This window comes from Comamonas sp. (assembly GCF_036666375.1).
Taxonomy (GTDB): domain Bacteria; phylum Pseudomonadota; class Gammaproteobacteria; order Burkholderiales; family Burkholderiaceae_C; genus Comamonas.
This window is the reverse complement of sequence record NZ_JAVWWA010000117.1, coordinates 1-15,444: the sequence shown is the minus strand read 5'-3', so window position 1 is coordinate 15,444 and position 15,444 is coordinate 1. Positions and strand designations below refer to the sequence as shown.

Below are 15,444 nucleotides of genomic sequence, written 5' to 3'. Positions count from 1 at the left end.
CGGCGCCCGACGCAGCGGCGCTCGCCTGATGCGCGAATACGCCGTGCTGTGGCATGCCCGGGCGCCGGCCAAGCCGGCGCTGGGCGCGCCCTGCAATGGCTGCGGCCTGTGCTGCCTGGCCGAGCCCTGCCCAATGGGCATGCTGGTCTCGCGCCGCCGCACGGGCGCCTGCAGCGCGCTGCGCTGGGACGAGCAGGGCGCGCACTACCGCTGCGGCGTGCTCGAAGATGCCAAGGCGATGGCCGCCGCGCCCGCGCGCTGGCAGCGCTGGCGCGGCCGGCTGTGGCTGCGCCTGAGCAAACGCTGGATTGCGGCCGGCGTGGGCTGCGATGCCGATCTGGAGGACATCCCTTAGCCAAACCCGCGCAGCGCTAAGCCCCATGGACGGAACCTTTTCCCGGTGCGGTGACTAAATGGTCTCCAAGTCGTTGTGCAAAGGCGTTTCATGTTCGAGGCCGGTCAGGATTTTTGGGGCGCGGTGGCAAGGAATCTCCCGGGTTTCTCCCGCGCGCGTTGGGCCGGCCTGGCGGGCGGCGCGCTGGTCTGCGGCATGCTCGTCGCCTGCGGTGGCACCGAGGTCGATGCGCAGCACAGTCCGCCCTATCCATTGGCCGAATTCACGCAGCAGACGCTCGATTGGCAAGCCTGTGCTCCCGAACGCATAGGCCAGGACCAGGAGGCGCTTCTCGCTGCGTTGCCGGATCGCACCCGCTGTGCACTGCTGCGCGTGCCGCTGGATTACGACCATCCCGCTGAGGGCGTATTGCAGATAGAGCTGCTGCGCGTGGCCGCGGCCCAGCCCCAAAGCCGGCTGGGGGCGATAGTGTTCAACCCCGGTGGCCCGGGAGAGGACGGCCTGGCTTCGGCGCTGGTCCATGGCATGCAGTGGGCGCTGGCCAGCCCCGACGACGTCAGCGGCACGCAGTTGCGTGAAATGAGCCAGCGTTTCGATGTGATCGGCTTCTCGCCGCGCGGCACGGGCGCGAATCATCCGCTGATCTGCGATGTGCCCGGAACCTTTGAGGACCAGGACAGCCTGACCTTTGATCGCAGCGCTGAAAACCTGCAGCGCGCGCAGCGCAATGCGCAGCGCATGGCCCGCGCCTGCCTCGACAATCCGCTGAGCGCGCATATCCACACCGAAGCCACGGCGCGCGACATGGACCTGTTGCGCGCCGTGCTGGGCGATGCCCAGCTGAACTACATCGGCTACTCCTACGGTACCTGGCTGGGCAGCTGGTACGCGCGGCTGTTCCCGCAGCGCGTGGGCCGCATGCTGCTCGACAGCAGCCTGGATGTGACGCAGCGCCTCGACGATCAATTCATGCTGCAGGACATGGCCAATCAGCGGATCCTGGACGAGATCATGCTGCCCTTCGCCGAGCGTCACCGGGACACGCTGGCACTGGGCAGTGCGTCCGAACTGCGCGCCGCGCTGCTGGCGCTGCCGTCTTCGCTCAAGGAGGCCTTGTTCGACGACATGGACTTCATGGACTCCTCGCTGCTCGAGCGCGCGGTGCTGCGCATGAGCGCGGCGCTGGGTCTGGACGCGTTGATGCGTTCCCACCCGGACGCCGACAATGACGCTCTGCTGGCCCTGGTCGACAGCCACCTCTTCGCGCCCGTGCCGCGGGTCAATGTCGCCGTGGCGCGGCTGGCGCGCGAGCTGATCGAGGCCCTGGCGGGCGACGAGAACCAGGCCGTGAAGGCGGACTGGATAGAAACCGACGCGCAGGGCGCGCTGCGGCTGCTGCCCGAGTTCACGGTGAACATGGCCGTGCGCTGCAACGACACCGGAACCGCGGGCGATGCGGCGTACTGGCTGGGCGTCAGCAACGACCAGGTGGCGCGCTATCCCATGGTGGGCGGCGACACGGCGTCCAAGCCCTGTGTGTACTGGCCCGTATCGTCGCGCACCATCCCGCCGCTGTCGACGATCGCAGGCTTGCCGATACTGATGCTGCAAAGCCGTTACGACGGCGCAACGCCCGTCGAGAGCGCGCAGGCGACGCTGGCCGCATTGCCGGGCGCACGCATGATCCTGGTCGAGAACGAGTACCAGCACGGCCTGTTTCCCTATGGCACGGAGTGCGTCGACACCCAGGTTGCGAACTACTTCCTGCAGGGCACGCTGCCGCCGCGCAACAGCAGCTGTGCGGGCAAGGCGCTTGCGGGCAAAGCCGGTGCATAACCGCAGACCACCATGACAGTGCACCTTCCATCGCTTTGGCATTCCTTGCGCCTGGCCGGTGCCGGGCTGCTCGCCGCACTGCTGGTCGCCTGCGGCGGCTCCTCGCCCGAGGACCCCTGGACCGCGTTTGCACAGCAGCGGCTCGATTGGCAGGCCTGCGATCCCGACCAACTGGGCGAAGAAGCGGCCCATGCGCTGACGCAGCTGGGCGCACGCGCGCAATGCACGCTGATGCGCGCGCCGCTCGATTACAGCCATCCTGACCGCGGCGAGCTGCAGGTGGCCGTGCTCCGGGTGGCGGCCGAGCAGCCGTGGAAACGTGTGGGAGCGATCTTTTTCAACCCCGGCGGTCCGGGCGGCGACGGCACGGGCTTCGCGGCGGTGCAAGCCGCGGCGTGGCGCTATGCCAAGCCCGACAGCGCGACGGGCCAGCTGCTGATGCAGCTTGCCAACCGCTACGACCTCGTCGGCTTTGCACCGCGTGGCGTGGGAGCGAGCAGCCCTCTGACGTGCGAATCGGCGGAATTGAATGAAATCCAGTTCAACCTGAGCTTCGACCGCAGTCCGCAGAATGTAGGCAATGCATTGCGCAACGCGCGCCTGGAGGCCGACGCCTGCCGCACCAATCCCTTGAGCCCGCATATCCATACCGAGGCCACGGCACGCGACATGGATCTGCTGCGCGCGCTGCTGGGAGACCGCCAGCTCAATTACATCGGCTACTCCTATGGCTCCTGGCTGGGCACCTGGTACGCGAGCCTGTTTCCCGACCGCGTGGGGCATATGCTGCTCGACAGCAGCATGGATGTAGGCGCGGACTTCGACGCCGCCACCTTGCAGCGGGAAATGGGGCACCAGCGCACGATGGACGAAATCCTGCTGCCCTATGTTGCCCGCCATCCGGAATTGTTCAACCTGGGCAGCAGCGCCATCGCATTGCGCGCGACGCTGCTGGCGCTGGCTCCGGCCATCAAGTCGCAGCTGTTTTCCGCGCTCAATTTCAATGATTCCGCGCTGATCGACCGCAACGGTCTGCTGCTGAATGCGGGCATCCATTTGAACGCCTTGCGCGAGCAGCTTCCCATGGCCGATGCCGACCAGCTGCATGCCGCGATCGACGCCCATGCCTTCATTCCCGCCGTGGAGGAAAACCAGGCCGCAGCCTTTTTTGCGCATCGCCTGGCGGACCGGTTGTTGGCCGCGCCGGCGCGCGCCAGCATACTGCTGGCGCCGCCGGCGGCGGTGAATGTCAGCGTGCGCTGCAATGACCTGGCGACGCGTGCCAGCGAGCAGTACTGGATTGATGTGGGCAACGACTACGCGGCGCGCTATCCGTTCTTCGGCGGCGCGGCCACCGAGAACCCCTGCCTTTACTGGGGCGCGCCGCGCGCAGTCAGGCCGCCATTGTCGGCGGCGGCCACGGCCTTGCCCTTGCTGCTGCTGCAAAGCCGCTACGACGCGCTGACCCCCGTGGAAGGCGCGCAGGCAAACCTCGACAGCTTGCCGAACGCACGCCTGATCGTGGTGGAAGACGAATACGCGCATGGCGTGTTTCCCTACGGCGATCCATGCGTCGACGAGAAAGTGGCGCATTATTTCCTGCGCGGCGCGGTGCCGGCGCGCCTGAGCCACTGCACGGGCAAGCTGCTGGCCGGCGATGTGCCGGCGAGTGCGGCGCGCCTCGTGGCCCAGGCCGCCCAGGAAAGCACTCGGGACCAGGACTTCATGGCGCGCATTCGTCGCCAGATCGGCGTGCCCGCGCCCCGAGGCCTTTGATGCGCGTCGGCTAGCCCGGACCCTTGCCGGTCTGCAGATGCTGCTGCAGCAGCTGCACGAAGACATCGGCGCGCGCCGAAGGTGCGCGGTGCAACGGCAGGGCCAGCGCGATCTCGACCGCGCACTGCGGCAGCAGCGGCCGAATCGCCAGCTCCGCGGCAAACTTGCTCGCCACATAGGGGTTGACCACGCCTATGCCCGTGCCTTCGGCCGCGAGGCAGCAGATGGTCGAGGAGTAAGTGGTCTCTATGGTCGAGCGCGCCTGCACGCCATGGCGCTGCATGGTCTGCTGCAGCTGCAGGAAGATGTTGTCATCGGCGTTGAGCGTGAGCAGCAGCTGGTCGGCCAGGTCGCTCACATGCAGTTCCTCGCGCTGCGCCAGCGTGTGGCCCGGATGCATCACGCAGACTGCCTGGCTGCGGTGCAGCACGCTGGCGCTGAGATCGGGTGCCTCTATGGCCATGGTGCTGACCACGAGATCGAACTGGCCCAGCTGCAGGCCTTCGCGCAGATGCGGCGTGCCCAGCGTCTGCAGGCTGATGGGCGTGCTCGGGTGCTGCTGCGCGAACGCATGCACTACCGCGGGCAGCACCGACAGGCCCAATGCCGGCGTACAGCCTATGCGCAGCGTGCCCGCGCCCGACAGCCGCAGGCCCTGCAGGTCGCGCTCTATGCGCTCCAGGCCGACGAAGTGCTGCTGCACCGTGGCAAACAGCTCCAGCGCTTCGGGCGTGGGCCGCAGCCGGCCCTTGTGCATGTCGAACAGCTTGAGGCCGGCGCCCGCCTGCATCTGCGCCAGCAGGCGGCTGACGGATGGCTGGGTGGTGTGCAGCAGCTGCGCGGCGGCGGTGGTCGTTCCGGCCTGCATCACGGCGCGGAAGGCTTCGATTTCGCGAAAACTCAGAGGGCGGGGCATGGCGCGAGGGTATACCAATCCTGTATAGATGGCACGGAAAAATGCATTTTGTCGTCTGGTCTGGGCTGCCTACACTGGCCTCACACCAGACAAGGTCGCGCACAGCGGCCGTATTTCCCAAGAGGCATCCCATGAATAAAATCGCCCGCCGCCATTTCGGACTGACCGCCCTGGCCGCCACCCTCATGGCCTGCTCGGCCAGCGCCTGGTCCAGCGACGCCGTCTTTCCCAACCCGTCGCGCCAGGTGCGCATCATCGTCCCGTTCACGGCCGGTGGCAGCTCGGATGTGCAGGCGCGCATGCTGGCCGACAAGCTCAGCCGCCTCTGGGGCCAGACGGTGGTGGTCGAGAACAAGCCCGGCGCGGGCGGTCACCTGGGCGGCCGCTATGTGGTCGACCAGCCCGCCGACGGCTACACGCTGATGGTCGGCTCCATAGGCCTGCACGCGGCCTACGGCATCTACAAGAAGCTGTCGTACAACCCGGCCACCGACCTGCGCGTGGTCACGGTGCTGGCGGAAATGCCCCACGTGGTGGTGGCTTCGCCGGGCCTGCCGGTCAAGGACCTGCAGCAGCTCACGGCGCTGGCCAAGAAGGAGCCGGGCACGGTCAACTTCGGCTCGGCCGGCGTGGGCTCGTCGGTGCACATGATGGGCGAGCTGTACAAGCTGCAGTCGGGTGCGCCCATCGTGCACGTGCCCTACCGCGGCAGCTCGGCCGCGCTCAACGACCTGCTGGGCAACCAGATACAGCTGATGTTCGAGAACCCGCCCACGGTGCTGGGCCACATCCGCGGCGGCAAGATGAAGGCGCTGGCCGTGACCGGCAAGCAGCGCCTGGCCGCGCTGCCCGATGTGCCGACGGCGACCGAAGCCGGCATCCAGGGCTTTGAAGCCACGTCCTGGACCACGGTCGCGGTGTCGGCCAAGGTGCCGCAGGCGATTGTCGAGAAGATCAGCGCCGATGTGCGCAAGGTGATCAACACGCCCGAGTTCCGCAAGGGCCTCGAAGACCAGGGCATGACGGCCGTGGCCAACAGCCTGCCCGAAGCCCAGCGCTTTGTCGCCCAGGAAAAGGTTCGCTGGGACCGCGTGATCCTCGAGGGCAAGGTCTCGGCCGACTGAGGCCGGACCCGGGCGCAGCCCCGTTATTCCTCTGCCCGGACCACCGGGCAGCTTCATTTGAGCCTCCCACTTTCCGTATGACCGACTCTTACAACGCCGCCCCCTATGTGCCCTGCCGCCGCGTGGGCGATGGCAGCCAGCACCATTTCTTCGGCTACTACAACAAGTCCAACTGGGACCGCAGCAACCGCCTGATCGCTGCCCAGCGCACGCCCGCGATGGACCAGTATCTGACGCCCGACGCCAAGGCCACCATAGGCTATTTCGACACGCTGGACGGCGACCGCTTCCACGCCGTGGGCGAGACCGGTGCCTGGAACTGGCAGATGGGCAGCCAGCTGCAGTGGCTGGCCGGCGCTGCCGGCCGGCAGCTGGTCTACAACGACCGCACGGGCGACATGACGGCACGCTACCCCGGCTTTGGCGCGGTGGTGGTCGATGTCGACACCCTGGCGCGCCGCGTGCTGCCCATGCCGGTCTATGTGGTCGCGCCCAGCAGCCAGTGGGCGCTGTCGGTCAACTACCGGCGCCTGTATGTGACGCACGAGACCATTGGCTACAGCGAAGCCGGCGGCCCGTTCGCGCTGCCGCTGGCACCCGCGGACGATGGCATCTGGCGCATGGACATGGCCACGGGCGAAGCCGTGCTGCTGGTCAGCTATGCCGACCTCAAGGCCTTCCATCCAAAGGCGTCGATGGACAAGGCCATCCACTGGGTCAGCCACATCGAAGTCAATCCCTCATCGTCGCGCATGCTGTTCCTGCACCGCTGGACCGAGCGCGTCAAGGACGAAACCTGCTTCCTGCACCGCCTGATCACCATGAATCCCGACGGTTCGGACATGCGCCTGCTCGAATGCTCGGACCACCCGCTGCCGCAGCTGGCCGCCGACTTCGACCCCAGCGCCGTGGGCACGTTCGACTACGAGAAGTCCGAATACCAGATCTCCCACCCGCTGTGGCAGGACGACAGCCACATCATCGTCTGGGGGCCGCACGCAGGCGAGATCCACTACCACCTCTACCATGACGTGGAAGGCGGGGAAGTGCAGGTGGTCGGTCGCGGCGTGCTGGTCGAGAACGGCCACATGACGTTCTCGCCCGTGAGCACGCGCTGGATGCTCAGCGACACCTACCCCGACGACAAGACGCATGAGCGCTTCCTGTTCCTGTTCGACATGCAGACCGGCGAGCGCCGCAACCTGGGCAGCTTCTACGCGACGCCAGACCTGAGCAAGGAAAACCGCTGCGACCTGCACCCGCGCTGGAGCCGCGACGGCCGCGAGGTCTGCATCGACTCGGTGCACGAGCACCAGCGCCAGATGTATGTGCTCGACGTCGCGGCCATTGTCGGCGGCTGAGCTGCCCGTGGCTTGCGCCAAAGGCCTATAGGTTACATTTTGTAAATTTCATTACTTTATTTATCGGTGGTGGTAGCTTCGGCAGGCAAAAATCTTTTTGCAAACACACCTCCCCAAAATGAAAAAACTGTTCTTTGCCTTTGTGTCCGCCGCAGTGCTGGCGTCGACGGGGGCCGCAATGGCTGCCACGGACTACAACAAGCCGCCGGCCGGAGACAGCCAATACGCGGCCTGCATCAAGGCATCCAATGAGAACTACACCGGCGGAAATGACAAGAGCCTGATCAAGGGCCAGACCATGGCCCAGGCCTACTGCACCTGCGTCTGGAACGAGACGCCCGAAGACTTCAAGGGCAGCCTGGCGCGTTTCGCCGAAACGCCCAAAGGCAAGAGCACCAAGGCGTTGTGCGAAAAGCATTCCGGCTGGGAAAGCTGATCGAGCATCCGCAGGCATGAACAGAAAAGGTCCCGCACAAAATGCGGGACCTTTTTTTTGCGCGTCGCTGCCCGGCAAGCGCGCCGGCCAGGTCGACAAGCCGCAATGCCCCAAGCGCATGCCGGCAACGATGGGCACCAGCATCTGCGCCCGATCGATGTGCCGGCCATTGCCGGGCCGGCGGCGTCAGGGTTCGCTCACAGCTCGGACGGTTGGAGGGCGTCGCCCGGCTGCTTGCCATGGACGATCTGGCCACGAAAACCGCGGTGCACCTGCTGGAACAGCGCACGCAGCTCGGGGTAGTCCTGCGGCTCGCACAGCGTGCAGTTGCCGCGTATCGCATTCAATTGCAGCCGGTGGCGAACGCTCACGCGCTGGCCCTGGCGTGTCCATTCCGCCCGGTACTCTCCGGCCGAATTGCGGAACTGCCGGTTGGCGGGAATGGCGATGATGGGGATGTGGGCGGGAAACTCCAGGTGATAGGTTTCATCCCGCAGTCCCGCGTCGCACGCAAACGGCGTGGCGTTCGCCGGGGCGGCGGTGCTCGATGCCAGGCTGCGAATCGACCAGCTGCCCGGCGGCGTCGGTACGACGATGCCGCCCACCATGCTGAAATCCAGGAAGTCGCTCGCCTGAAAGACATAGGTGGAGGAGTTGAACGGGCGACTCAGGTCTAAGGGGTCGCCCTTCATCTCGATGCGTCCACGGCCATCCATGCCGCAGTCGGCCATCAAGGACTCCTCCACAGCGGTGCGGTTCTGTGCATTCAGCTGGGAGAACTGGGCACGATGGTGGATTTCGTCGGCTTCGCTCAATTCCAGCCGCGTCTGGCCGTGCAGGTTGCCCGCTGCGTCGAAAACCAGGTCCACCGTGACGCCGTTGCGGTTGCGCACAAGATCCCTGTGCGGCGTGTAGGCCAGCCTGGCCTCCTGGGTGTGCAGCACCGGGGCACCCAGGTCCTCGGCGGGCAACTGGCCAAAACGCGCCCAGGGAGTGGTCGAGTCCACATACAGATCAAACTCGGGGAGGTAGGTCAGCGCATGGTTGAAACGCTCGACCATGGGAATGCCGGGCAGAACCGGACCGCCTCCCGCGCCTATCAGCACCGGCGAACTGGCGATTCCCTTGGCTGCCAGCAGCGCTTCCAGCAGGACGACATGGTCCTTGCAATCTCCATAGCGGTGGTCCAGAACGCTTTGCGCGCTGTTGGGCTCCAGGCCGCCATTGCCCAGATATACCGCGACATAGCGAATGTTCTGTGCAACCCAATGGTGCAAGGCCGCGGCCTGGGCACGGCGCTGCGTCATGCCCTGTGTGATCTTCTCCGCCAGATCGCGGATGGCCGGCGTGACTTCGGCCGCCGGCTTGGCCTTGACCTGATAGGCCCTGGCAAGCTGTGCCCAGTCGCCATAGGTGCTGGCCATGATGGTCGGGCTGAAGGTCCACACCGGCGCCACGCGGTTCTGCACCGCCAGCGGCTGCGCGCGCTGATACTGCCAGCGCCAGTGGGCGCGGCCGTCGCTCAGGGTCGCGGTATTGCTGCCTTGCACATCGCGACTGAACACATGCATGGGCATGTCGGCCGGCGCCGTCAGGGTGACTTCGGCATTTTCATACTGGTGGAATACGCTGAAGGTGTTCCACAGGCTGAAGTAGCCGGGGAAAGAGGGGATCTTGCGCGTGCGTCGGATCTGGTAGGCCAGACGATTGCCGGGAGCCAGGTGGGGAAACACGATGACGCGCACCTTGCGGTCGGCATAGATAGGCGCCGCGGCACTGGAATGGCTTTCCTGGGTGTAGATGCGTTCCGGCGCCACGTCATGGCGCTGGCCGTCGGCGGTCAGGGTATAGGCCGAGAGCACTTCCAGCGTCTCCATCTTTTCGCTGTAGCTCTGGTAAATCTGGCTGAACTGGTCGACGGCCGCCTTGGTCTTCAGCAGGATCTCGACGCTTTCGGTCGATGCGCTGCTGGCATCCGCATGCACTTCATGGTCGGCGCGGTAGCGCACATAGCTGAAGTCATTGCTGATTGCCGCGGCCTGTGCGGCCGGCGGGCCTGAAGCCGCGGCATCCGCCTTGGCGGGATGCGCCGAGACAAGGCAGGTCAGCAGCGCAAGGGACGTAATGATGAATTTCATGGCGGGCTCTTGAAGAGTTGTTTTTTTCATCAAGATGCATGGTGCTGAATTGCCTTCCGTGCGGCGCTGGCGGTCTGCCAGTATCTGCAATGCATGATTGATAAATACTATTGTAATTATTAATTGATAGCCATGCTTGTTTTTCGGGGCGGCTGTGTTCCCGCCCGCCCGCCACCGGCCGCACCATGAAAAAAGGCCCCGACATGCGGGGCCTTGGTAGCAGAGCAGGGCGCGGTTTACTGGAAACCCAGCGAATGCGGCAGCCAGGTCGACAGCTCGGGAATGAAGGTCAGCAGTATCAGCACCACCAGATGGGCCAGCAGGAACAGCGGCATTTCGCGCGTCAGGTCGGTGATGGTCACGCGCGTCGCGACCGCCGTCACGAACAGCAGGCCGCCGACCGGCGGGGTGATCATTCCCAGCGTCAGGTTGACGATCACCACCATGGCGAAGTGCGTGGGATCGATGCCCAGGCTGAACGCGATCGGCGCCAGGATGGGCACCAGGATCATCACGCCGGGCAGCGGCTCCATGAAGATGCCGAACACCAGCAGCAGGATGTTGACCGCGACCAGGAACAGGGTCGGCGACAGCTGCCAGCTGACGATCAGCTCGGACAGATACTGCGGAATACCTTCCACCGTCAGCACCCAGGCAAAGGCCGCCGAAGTCGCCATCACCAGCAGCACCGAGGCGGTGAGCATGGCGGAACGCGCGGTGATGCCGGGAATCGCCTTCCATTCAAGCGTGCGGTAGATCCACTTGCCGCAGACCAGCGCGTAGAACACCGCGACCACCGAAGCTTCGGTGGGCGTGAAGATGCCGAAACGGATGCCGACGACGATCAGCACGATCAGCATCAGCGCCGGAATCGCCTTGAAGCTCGTGACCCACATTTCGCGCGCTGTCGGACGCGGCTCGGACGAGTGGTAGTTGCGCTTCTTGCAGACCCACCAGTTGACGCCGGCCATGGCCAGCGCGATCAGGATGCCGGGAATGAAGCCCGCCATGAACAGCCCGCCGACCGAGACGTTCTCATCCTGCATCGCATAGATGATCATGCTGACCGAAGGCGGAATGATGGGGCCGACGATGGCGGTGCTGGCGGTGAGCGCCGCGGCATAGGGGCGGGCGTAGCCGGCCTTGTCCATCATCTTGACCATCATCGAGCCCGGGCCCGCGGCGTCGGCCAGGGCCGAGCCGGAGATGCCCGAGAACAGCGTCAGCGACAGCACGTTGGCATAGCCCAGGCCGCCGCGCAGGTGGCCGACGAACTGCGCGGCAAAGCGCAGCAGCACATGGGTCAGCGCACCGCCCGACATCAGTTCGGCCGACAGGATGAAGAACGGCACGGCCATCAGCGGAAAGCTGTCGATGCCGGTGAACATTTCCTTGAACACCACCAGCTGGGGGTAGCGGCCGCCGACCAGCACGGCCAGCGCCGCCGAGATCGCCAGCGCGAAGGCCACCGGAAAGCCCAGCACGAGCAGGACGATGATGGCAATGAAAAGGGTGATACCCATGATGCTTGAACCTCTTAGATGGACGCTGCGGCGTCCGCATTCATCTCTTCGGACTCGGCGTAGTCGCCGGCCGTGATGTAGTTGCGCGCAACGAAAAGCAGGTGCACCAGCATCAGCGCGAAGCCCACGGGCATCGCCAGATAGATATAGGAAATCGGGATGTCGGTCGCGGCCGTGGTCTGGAAGCGCGTGGCCCAGGCATAGAGCACCGAGAAGTAGGTCATGAAGACGCAAAAGCCCGCAATGCCCACGACCACGATGGTGCGCAGGATGCGCGCCGAGCGCGTGCTCACTGCGCGGTGCAGGTTGTCGATCGCGACATGGCCGCCAAAGCGCAGCACCAGGCCCGCGCCCAGGAACGTGACCCAGATCATCATGTGGCGCGCGACTTCCTCGGCCCAGACGATGGAGTCGCCCGTGGTGTAGCGCAGCACCACATTGGCAAAGACGATGCAGGCCATGGCCAGCAGCAGCACGATGAGCAGCCAGCGGTTGCAGGCGACCAGGGCGCGTTCGATTCGTTCAAGCATATGCATTTCGGCTGCTTGCCAGCGCAGCCGCTTTCTGAAAAGGAGTCACGGCGCGCGCCGGGACCGGCCCGGCGCGTGCGGTGCGCATTCCGGGCCGCGGCGGCCCGGAATGCGCGGGGATCACTTCGTGTTGGAAATCGAGTCCAGCGTCTTCTGGCCGAACTTCGTGGCGTATTGCTTGTATGCGGGCTCGAGCGCCTTGCGGAAAGCGGCCTGGTCGATCTTTTCCACGACCTGCATGCCGTGCGACTTGGCTTCTTCCACGCCCTTCTTCTCGACCGCGTCGACAAACGCGCGCGAGGCCAGGGCGCCGCTCTTGGCGCCTTGCGTGAACGCGGCCTTCTGCGTGTCGTTCAGGCTGGCCCAGAAGCCGGGCGAGACGATCAGCGCGACAGGCGCGTAGACATGGGCGGTCAGCGTCAGGTGCTTTTGCACTTGCCACAGCTTGGCCGACGACAGCACCGAGATCGGGTTTTCCTGGCCGTCGATCGTGCCCTGCTGCAGCGCGCCAATCACTTCGGGCCAGGACATGGGCGTGGGCGAAGCGCCCAGCGTGCGGAAGGCCGTGATGTGCACCGGGTTCTCGGTCACGCGGATCTTCAGGCCCTTGAGGTCGGCAACGCTCTGCACCGCGTGCTTGTTGTTGGTCAGGTGGCGAAAGCCTTGCTCGCCCCAGGCCAGCGCGATCAGGCCGCGCTTCTGGAACTTGCCCAGCAGTTCCTGGCCGAAAGCGCCGTCGAGCACGGCGCGCGCATGCGTGGTGTCACGGAACAGGAAAGGAATGTCGACCACGCCCACGTCGGGCACGAAGTTGCTCAGCGCGCCGGTGGAAACGATCACCGCTTCGACGGTGCCCAGCTGCAGGCCTTCGATCAGCTCGCGCTCGCCGCCCAGTGCGGAGGCGGGGAACTGCTTGAACTTGAAGGCGTTGCTGGTGTTCTTCTCGACCGAGTCAGCCCAGGCCTGGGCGGCGGCGCCGTAGTGCGAGTTGATCGCCAGCGCATACCCGATCTTGACTTCCTTGGATTGGGCAAGGGCCGGCACGCCAGCAGTGGCTGCAGCAGCCGCGACACAGGTGACAACGAAGGAACGGCGAATCATGCGCATGACAGATGTCTCTTGTAGGTGATGGAATAGGAACGGGAACGCTGGCGCATTTTAGGTGCTGTTGCCGCGCAGCAAGAGGCCATTGGCCGGGCGTTGTCTGACATAGCCGACATTCGTTCATATCGACGCGCGCAAAACGCGGTGGGTGGCATCGCCGAATTCGCCGGCCGCGCCGGATCAGGCGTGCGCGGTGCCCAGGATGGGGCGCGGCACCTCGACGAAACCCTCGCCACGCTCGCTGGGCGTGACATAGCGCGGCAGATGCGCGAGCTGGGGCACGAAGCGCGCGATGTTGGCCACGCCGAAGCTGTGGCCGAAGCGCTCGAACATCAGCTGGTCATTGGTGGAGTCGCCGATGTAGACCCAGCGATCGAGCTCCGCGGCCAGGTCGCGGTCGAACAGCGTGCGCACTATCCACTGCGCGCCGTCCCACTTGTTGTGCGCGCCGAACCAGCCGTTGATGTGGATGGAGCTCACGGTGGCGTTCATTCCTGCCGCGCGCATGATGGCCACGCATTCGTCGATCTGCGCCTGGGGCAGCTGGGTGAATTCGCTGTGGTCCACGGCAATGTCGCATTCGCGTCCCGCCGAGTCGGTCGCGCGGCGCGCGCCGGGCACCGTGGCCTCGATCTGCGCCAGCACTTGCTGCATGCGCGCGAAGTTGGCGCTGCGCGTGGCCGCGTCCTGCTGGTAGAGCTTGTCGAGGCCGCCGGCCGCATTGCGGCGCAGCGCCACGGCGCCGTTCTCGGCGACGATGGCGTCGACCGGCCAGGACTGGGCGAAAGGTACGCTCCAGCCCACGGGGCGGCCCGTGATCGGCACGACCTTGAGGCCGGCGTCGCGCAGCGCGCCTATGGAGTCCACCACATGTGCGGGCACTTCGCCGTCGGTGGTCAGGGTGTCGTCGATATCGGTGAGCACACCGAGCAACTGGCCAGGCGCAGGGCGCGGCCATTGTCCCAGGGGCAGCAGAGTTTCCATGGAGGGCATATCGATCAGCTGTTGCTCAGCGACAGACCCGCGTGCTCGCGCAGCGGGTGGAAGTGGATCTTGGGAAAGCGCTCCTGCGCCAGGCGCACGTCGTAGGGCGACGTGCACAGATACGCCAGCGTGCCGGCCGCGTCGTGCGCCATGCGCAGCACATAGGCGTTCTCGAACTCGCGCAGCTCGGCCGGGGTGTCGGCCGTGATCCAGCGCGCGCCCGTGTACTGGCAGCCTTCGAGGCGGATGTCGGCGTCGTACTCGGCCTTGAGGCGGTGCTGCACGACTTCGAACTGCAGCTGGCCGATCGCGCCCAGCAGCATGTTGCCGCCCGCATCGGGCTTGAACACCTGGATCGCGCCTTCCTCGCCGAGCTGGGCCAGGCCCTGCTGCAGCTGCTTGGTGCGCAGCGGGTTCTTGAGCACCACGGTCATGAACATTTCGGGCGCGAAGAACGGCAGGCCGGTGAACTGCAGCGCCGCGCCGTCGGTGATGGTGTCGCCCAGCTGCACGCCGCCGTGGATGGTGAAGCCGATGATGTCGCCGGCGTAGGCTTCCTCGACGGCTTCGCGGCGCTGGCTCATGAAGGTCACGACCGAAGTCGGACGCATGTCCTTGCCGGTGCGCTGCACGCGCAGCTTCATGCCGGGGGTGTAGCGGCCCGATGCCACGCGCACGAACGCGATGCGGTCGCGGTGGTTGGCATCCATGTTGGCCTGGACCTTGAACACCACGCCCGAGAAACCGGTGTCTTCGGGCTCTATGGTCTTGACCACGGGCTGCTTGTTGACGACCAGCGTGCTCACGCGCGGGCCCGGCGAAGGCGACATGTCGACCAGGGCGTCGAGCACTTCCATCACACCGAAGTTGTTCACGCCCGAGCCAAAGAACACGGGCGTGAGCTTGCCGGCGAGAAACGCCTCATGGTCCCAGGCGGGCGAAGCGCCCACGGCCAGCTCCATGCTTTCCATCGCGGTGTCGAACGTGTCGCCAAAGCGCGCGCGCAGATTGTCGACGTCGGTCAGAGGAATCGTCTCGAAGTCCTGCGGGCGGCGCTCGCTGCCCGACTCGAACACCGTCATGGTGCGGGTGCGCAGATTGATGATGCCGCCGAAGGCCTTGCCCTGGCCCACGGGCCAGGTCATGGGGCAGCAGGGCATGCCCAGCTCGCGCTCGACCTCGTCCATGATGTCCAGCGGATCGCGCACTTCGCGGTCCATCTTGTTGACGAAGGTGATGATGGGCGTGTCGCGCTGGCGGCAGACTTCGATCAGCCGGCGGGTCTGGGCTTCGACGCCGTTGGCCGCGTCGATCACCATCAGCGCCGAATCGACGGCCGTCAGCACGCGGTAGGTGTCTTC

General features: G+C 65.8%; 13 protein-coding genes. 6 read left to right on the top strand and 7 right to left on the bottom strand.

Going from position 1 to position 15,444, the window contains the following annotated elements; genetic code table 11:
* Positions 1 to 28: 28 nt before the first annotated feature.
* The 3 genes from RR928_RS21170 to RR928_RS21160 all read left to right on the top strand — a co-directional run bounded on the left by RR928_RS21170 (position 29) and on the right by RR928_RS21160 (position 3,967).
* Positions 29 to 355, top strand: coding sequence for a hypothetical protein (locus tag RR928_RS21170; protein WP_332533837.1), 327 nt, complete (start codon positions 29 to 31; stop codon positions 353 to 355).
* A 123-nt stretch (positions 356 to 478) separates the two neighbouring features.
* Positions 479 to 2,191 carry an alpha/beta hydrolase gene (locus RR928_RS21165; protein ID WP_332684134.1) on the top strand — a complete coding sequence of 571 codons (1,713 nt, stop codon included), beginning with the start codon at positions 479 to 481 and terminating at the stop codon, positions 2,189 to 2,191.
* 12 nt (positions 2,192 to 2,203) lie between these two features.
* Positions 2,204 to 3,967 carry an alpha/beta hydrolase gene (locus RR928_RS21160; protein WP_332533839.1) on the top strand — a complete coding sequence of 588 codons (1,764 nt, stop codon included), beginning with the start codon at positions 2,204 to 2,206 and terminating at the stop codon, positions 3,965 to 3,967.
* A 10-nt stretch (positions 3,968 to 3,977) separates the two neighbouring features.
* Here the strand turns inward: RR928_RS21160 and RR928_RS21155 are convergent, their stop codons facing one another.
* A complete protein-coding gene (locus RR928_RS21155) occupies positions 3,978 to 4,883 on the bottom strand; it encodes a LysR substrate-binding domain-containing protein (protein WP_332533840.1) in 906 nt (301 codons plus the stop codon).
* 185 nt (positions 4,884 to 5,068) lie between these two features.
* Here RR928_RS21155 and RR928_RS21150 point away from each other — a divergent pair, with 185 nt between their 5' ends.
* The 3 genes from RR928_RS21150 (at position 5,069) to RR928_RS21140 (ending at position 7,804) form a co-directional block, all read left to right on the top strand.
* A complete protein-coding gene (locus tag RR928_RS21150; protein ID WP_332533969.1) occupies positions 5,069 to 6,007 on the top strand; it encodes a Bug family tripartite tricarboxylate transporter substrate binding protein in 939 nt (312 codons plus the stop codon).
* A 77-nt stretch (positions 6,008 to 6,084) separates the two neighbouring features.
* Entirely contained in the window at positions 6,085 to 7,368 is a 1,284-nt protein-coding gene (locus RR928_RS21145; RefSeq protein ID WP_332548336.1) for a hypothetical protein, read from the top strand.
* A gap of 118 nt (positions 7,369 to 7,486) precedes the next feature.
* Positions 7,487 to 7,804 (top strand): hypothetical protein, encoded by a 318-nt coding sequence (locus RR928_RS21140; protein ID WP_332533842.1) that lies wholly within the window; start codon positions 7,487 to 7,489, stop codon positions 7,802 to 7,804.
* A 197-nt stretch (positions 7,805 to 8,001) separates the two neighbouring features.
* Here RR928_RS21140 and RR928_RS21135 read toward each other — a convergent pair whose 3' ends face one another.
* From RR928_RS21135 to RR928_RS21110, 6 genes are all read right to left on the bottom strand, one after another.
* A complete protein-coding gene (locus RR928_RS21135; RefSeq protein WP_332684131.1) occupies positions 8,002 to 9,942 on the bottom strand; it encodes a DUF3857 domain-containing transglutaminase family protein in 1,941 nt (646 codons plus the stop codon).
* A gap of 236 nt (positions 9,943 to 10,178) precedes the next feature.
* Positions 10,179 to 11,465, bottom strand: coding sequence for a TRAP transporter large permease (locus RR928_RS21130; RefSeq protein ID WP_332533844.1), 1,287 nt, complete (start codon positions 11,463 to 11,465; stop codon positions 10,179 to 10,181).
* Between the two features lie 14 nt (positions 11,466 to 11,479).
* On the bottom strand, positions 11,480 to 11,995 hold the full coding sequence (locus RR928_RS21125) for a TRAP transporter small permease (RefSeq protein ID WP_332533845.1): 516 nt from the start codon (positions 11,993 to 11,995) through the stop codon (positions 11,480 to 11,482).
* A 120-nt stretch (positions 11,996 to 12,115) separates the two neighbouring features.
* The gene (locus RR928_RS21120) at positions 12,116 to 13,102 is read right to left on the bottom strand and encodes a TRAP transporter substrate-binding protein (protein ID WP_332533846.1); all 987 of its coding nucleotides are present in this window, start codon (positions 13,100 to 13,102) and stop codon (positions 12,116 to 12,118) included.
* A gap of 177 nt (positions 13,103 to 13,279) precedes the next feature.
* Entirely contained in the window at positions 13,280 to 14,092 is an 813-nt protein-coding gene (locus tag RR928_RS21115; RefSeq protein ID WP_442881932.1) for an HAD-IIB family hydrolase, read from the bottom strand.
* Positions 14,093 to 14,097: 5 nt separating this feature from the next.
* Positions 14,098 to 15,444 (bottom strand): peptide chain release factor 3 (locus RR928_RS21110; protein ID WP_332684126.1); only part of this gene is annotated, 1,347 nt, incomplete at its 5' end.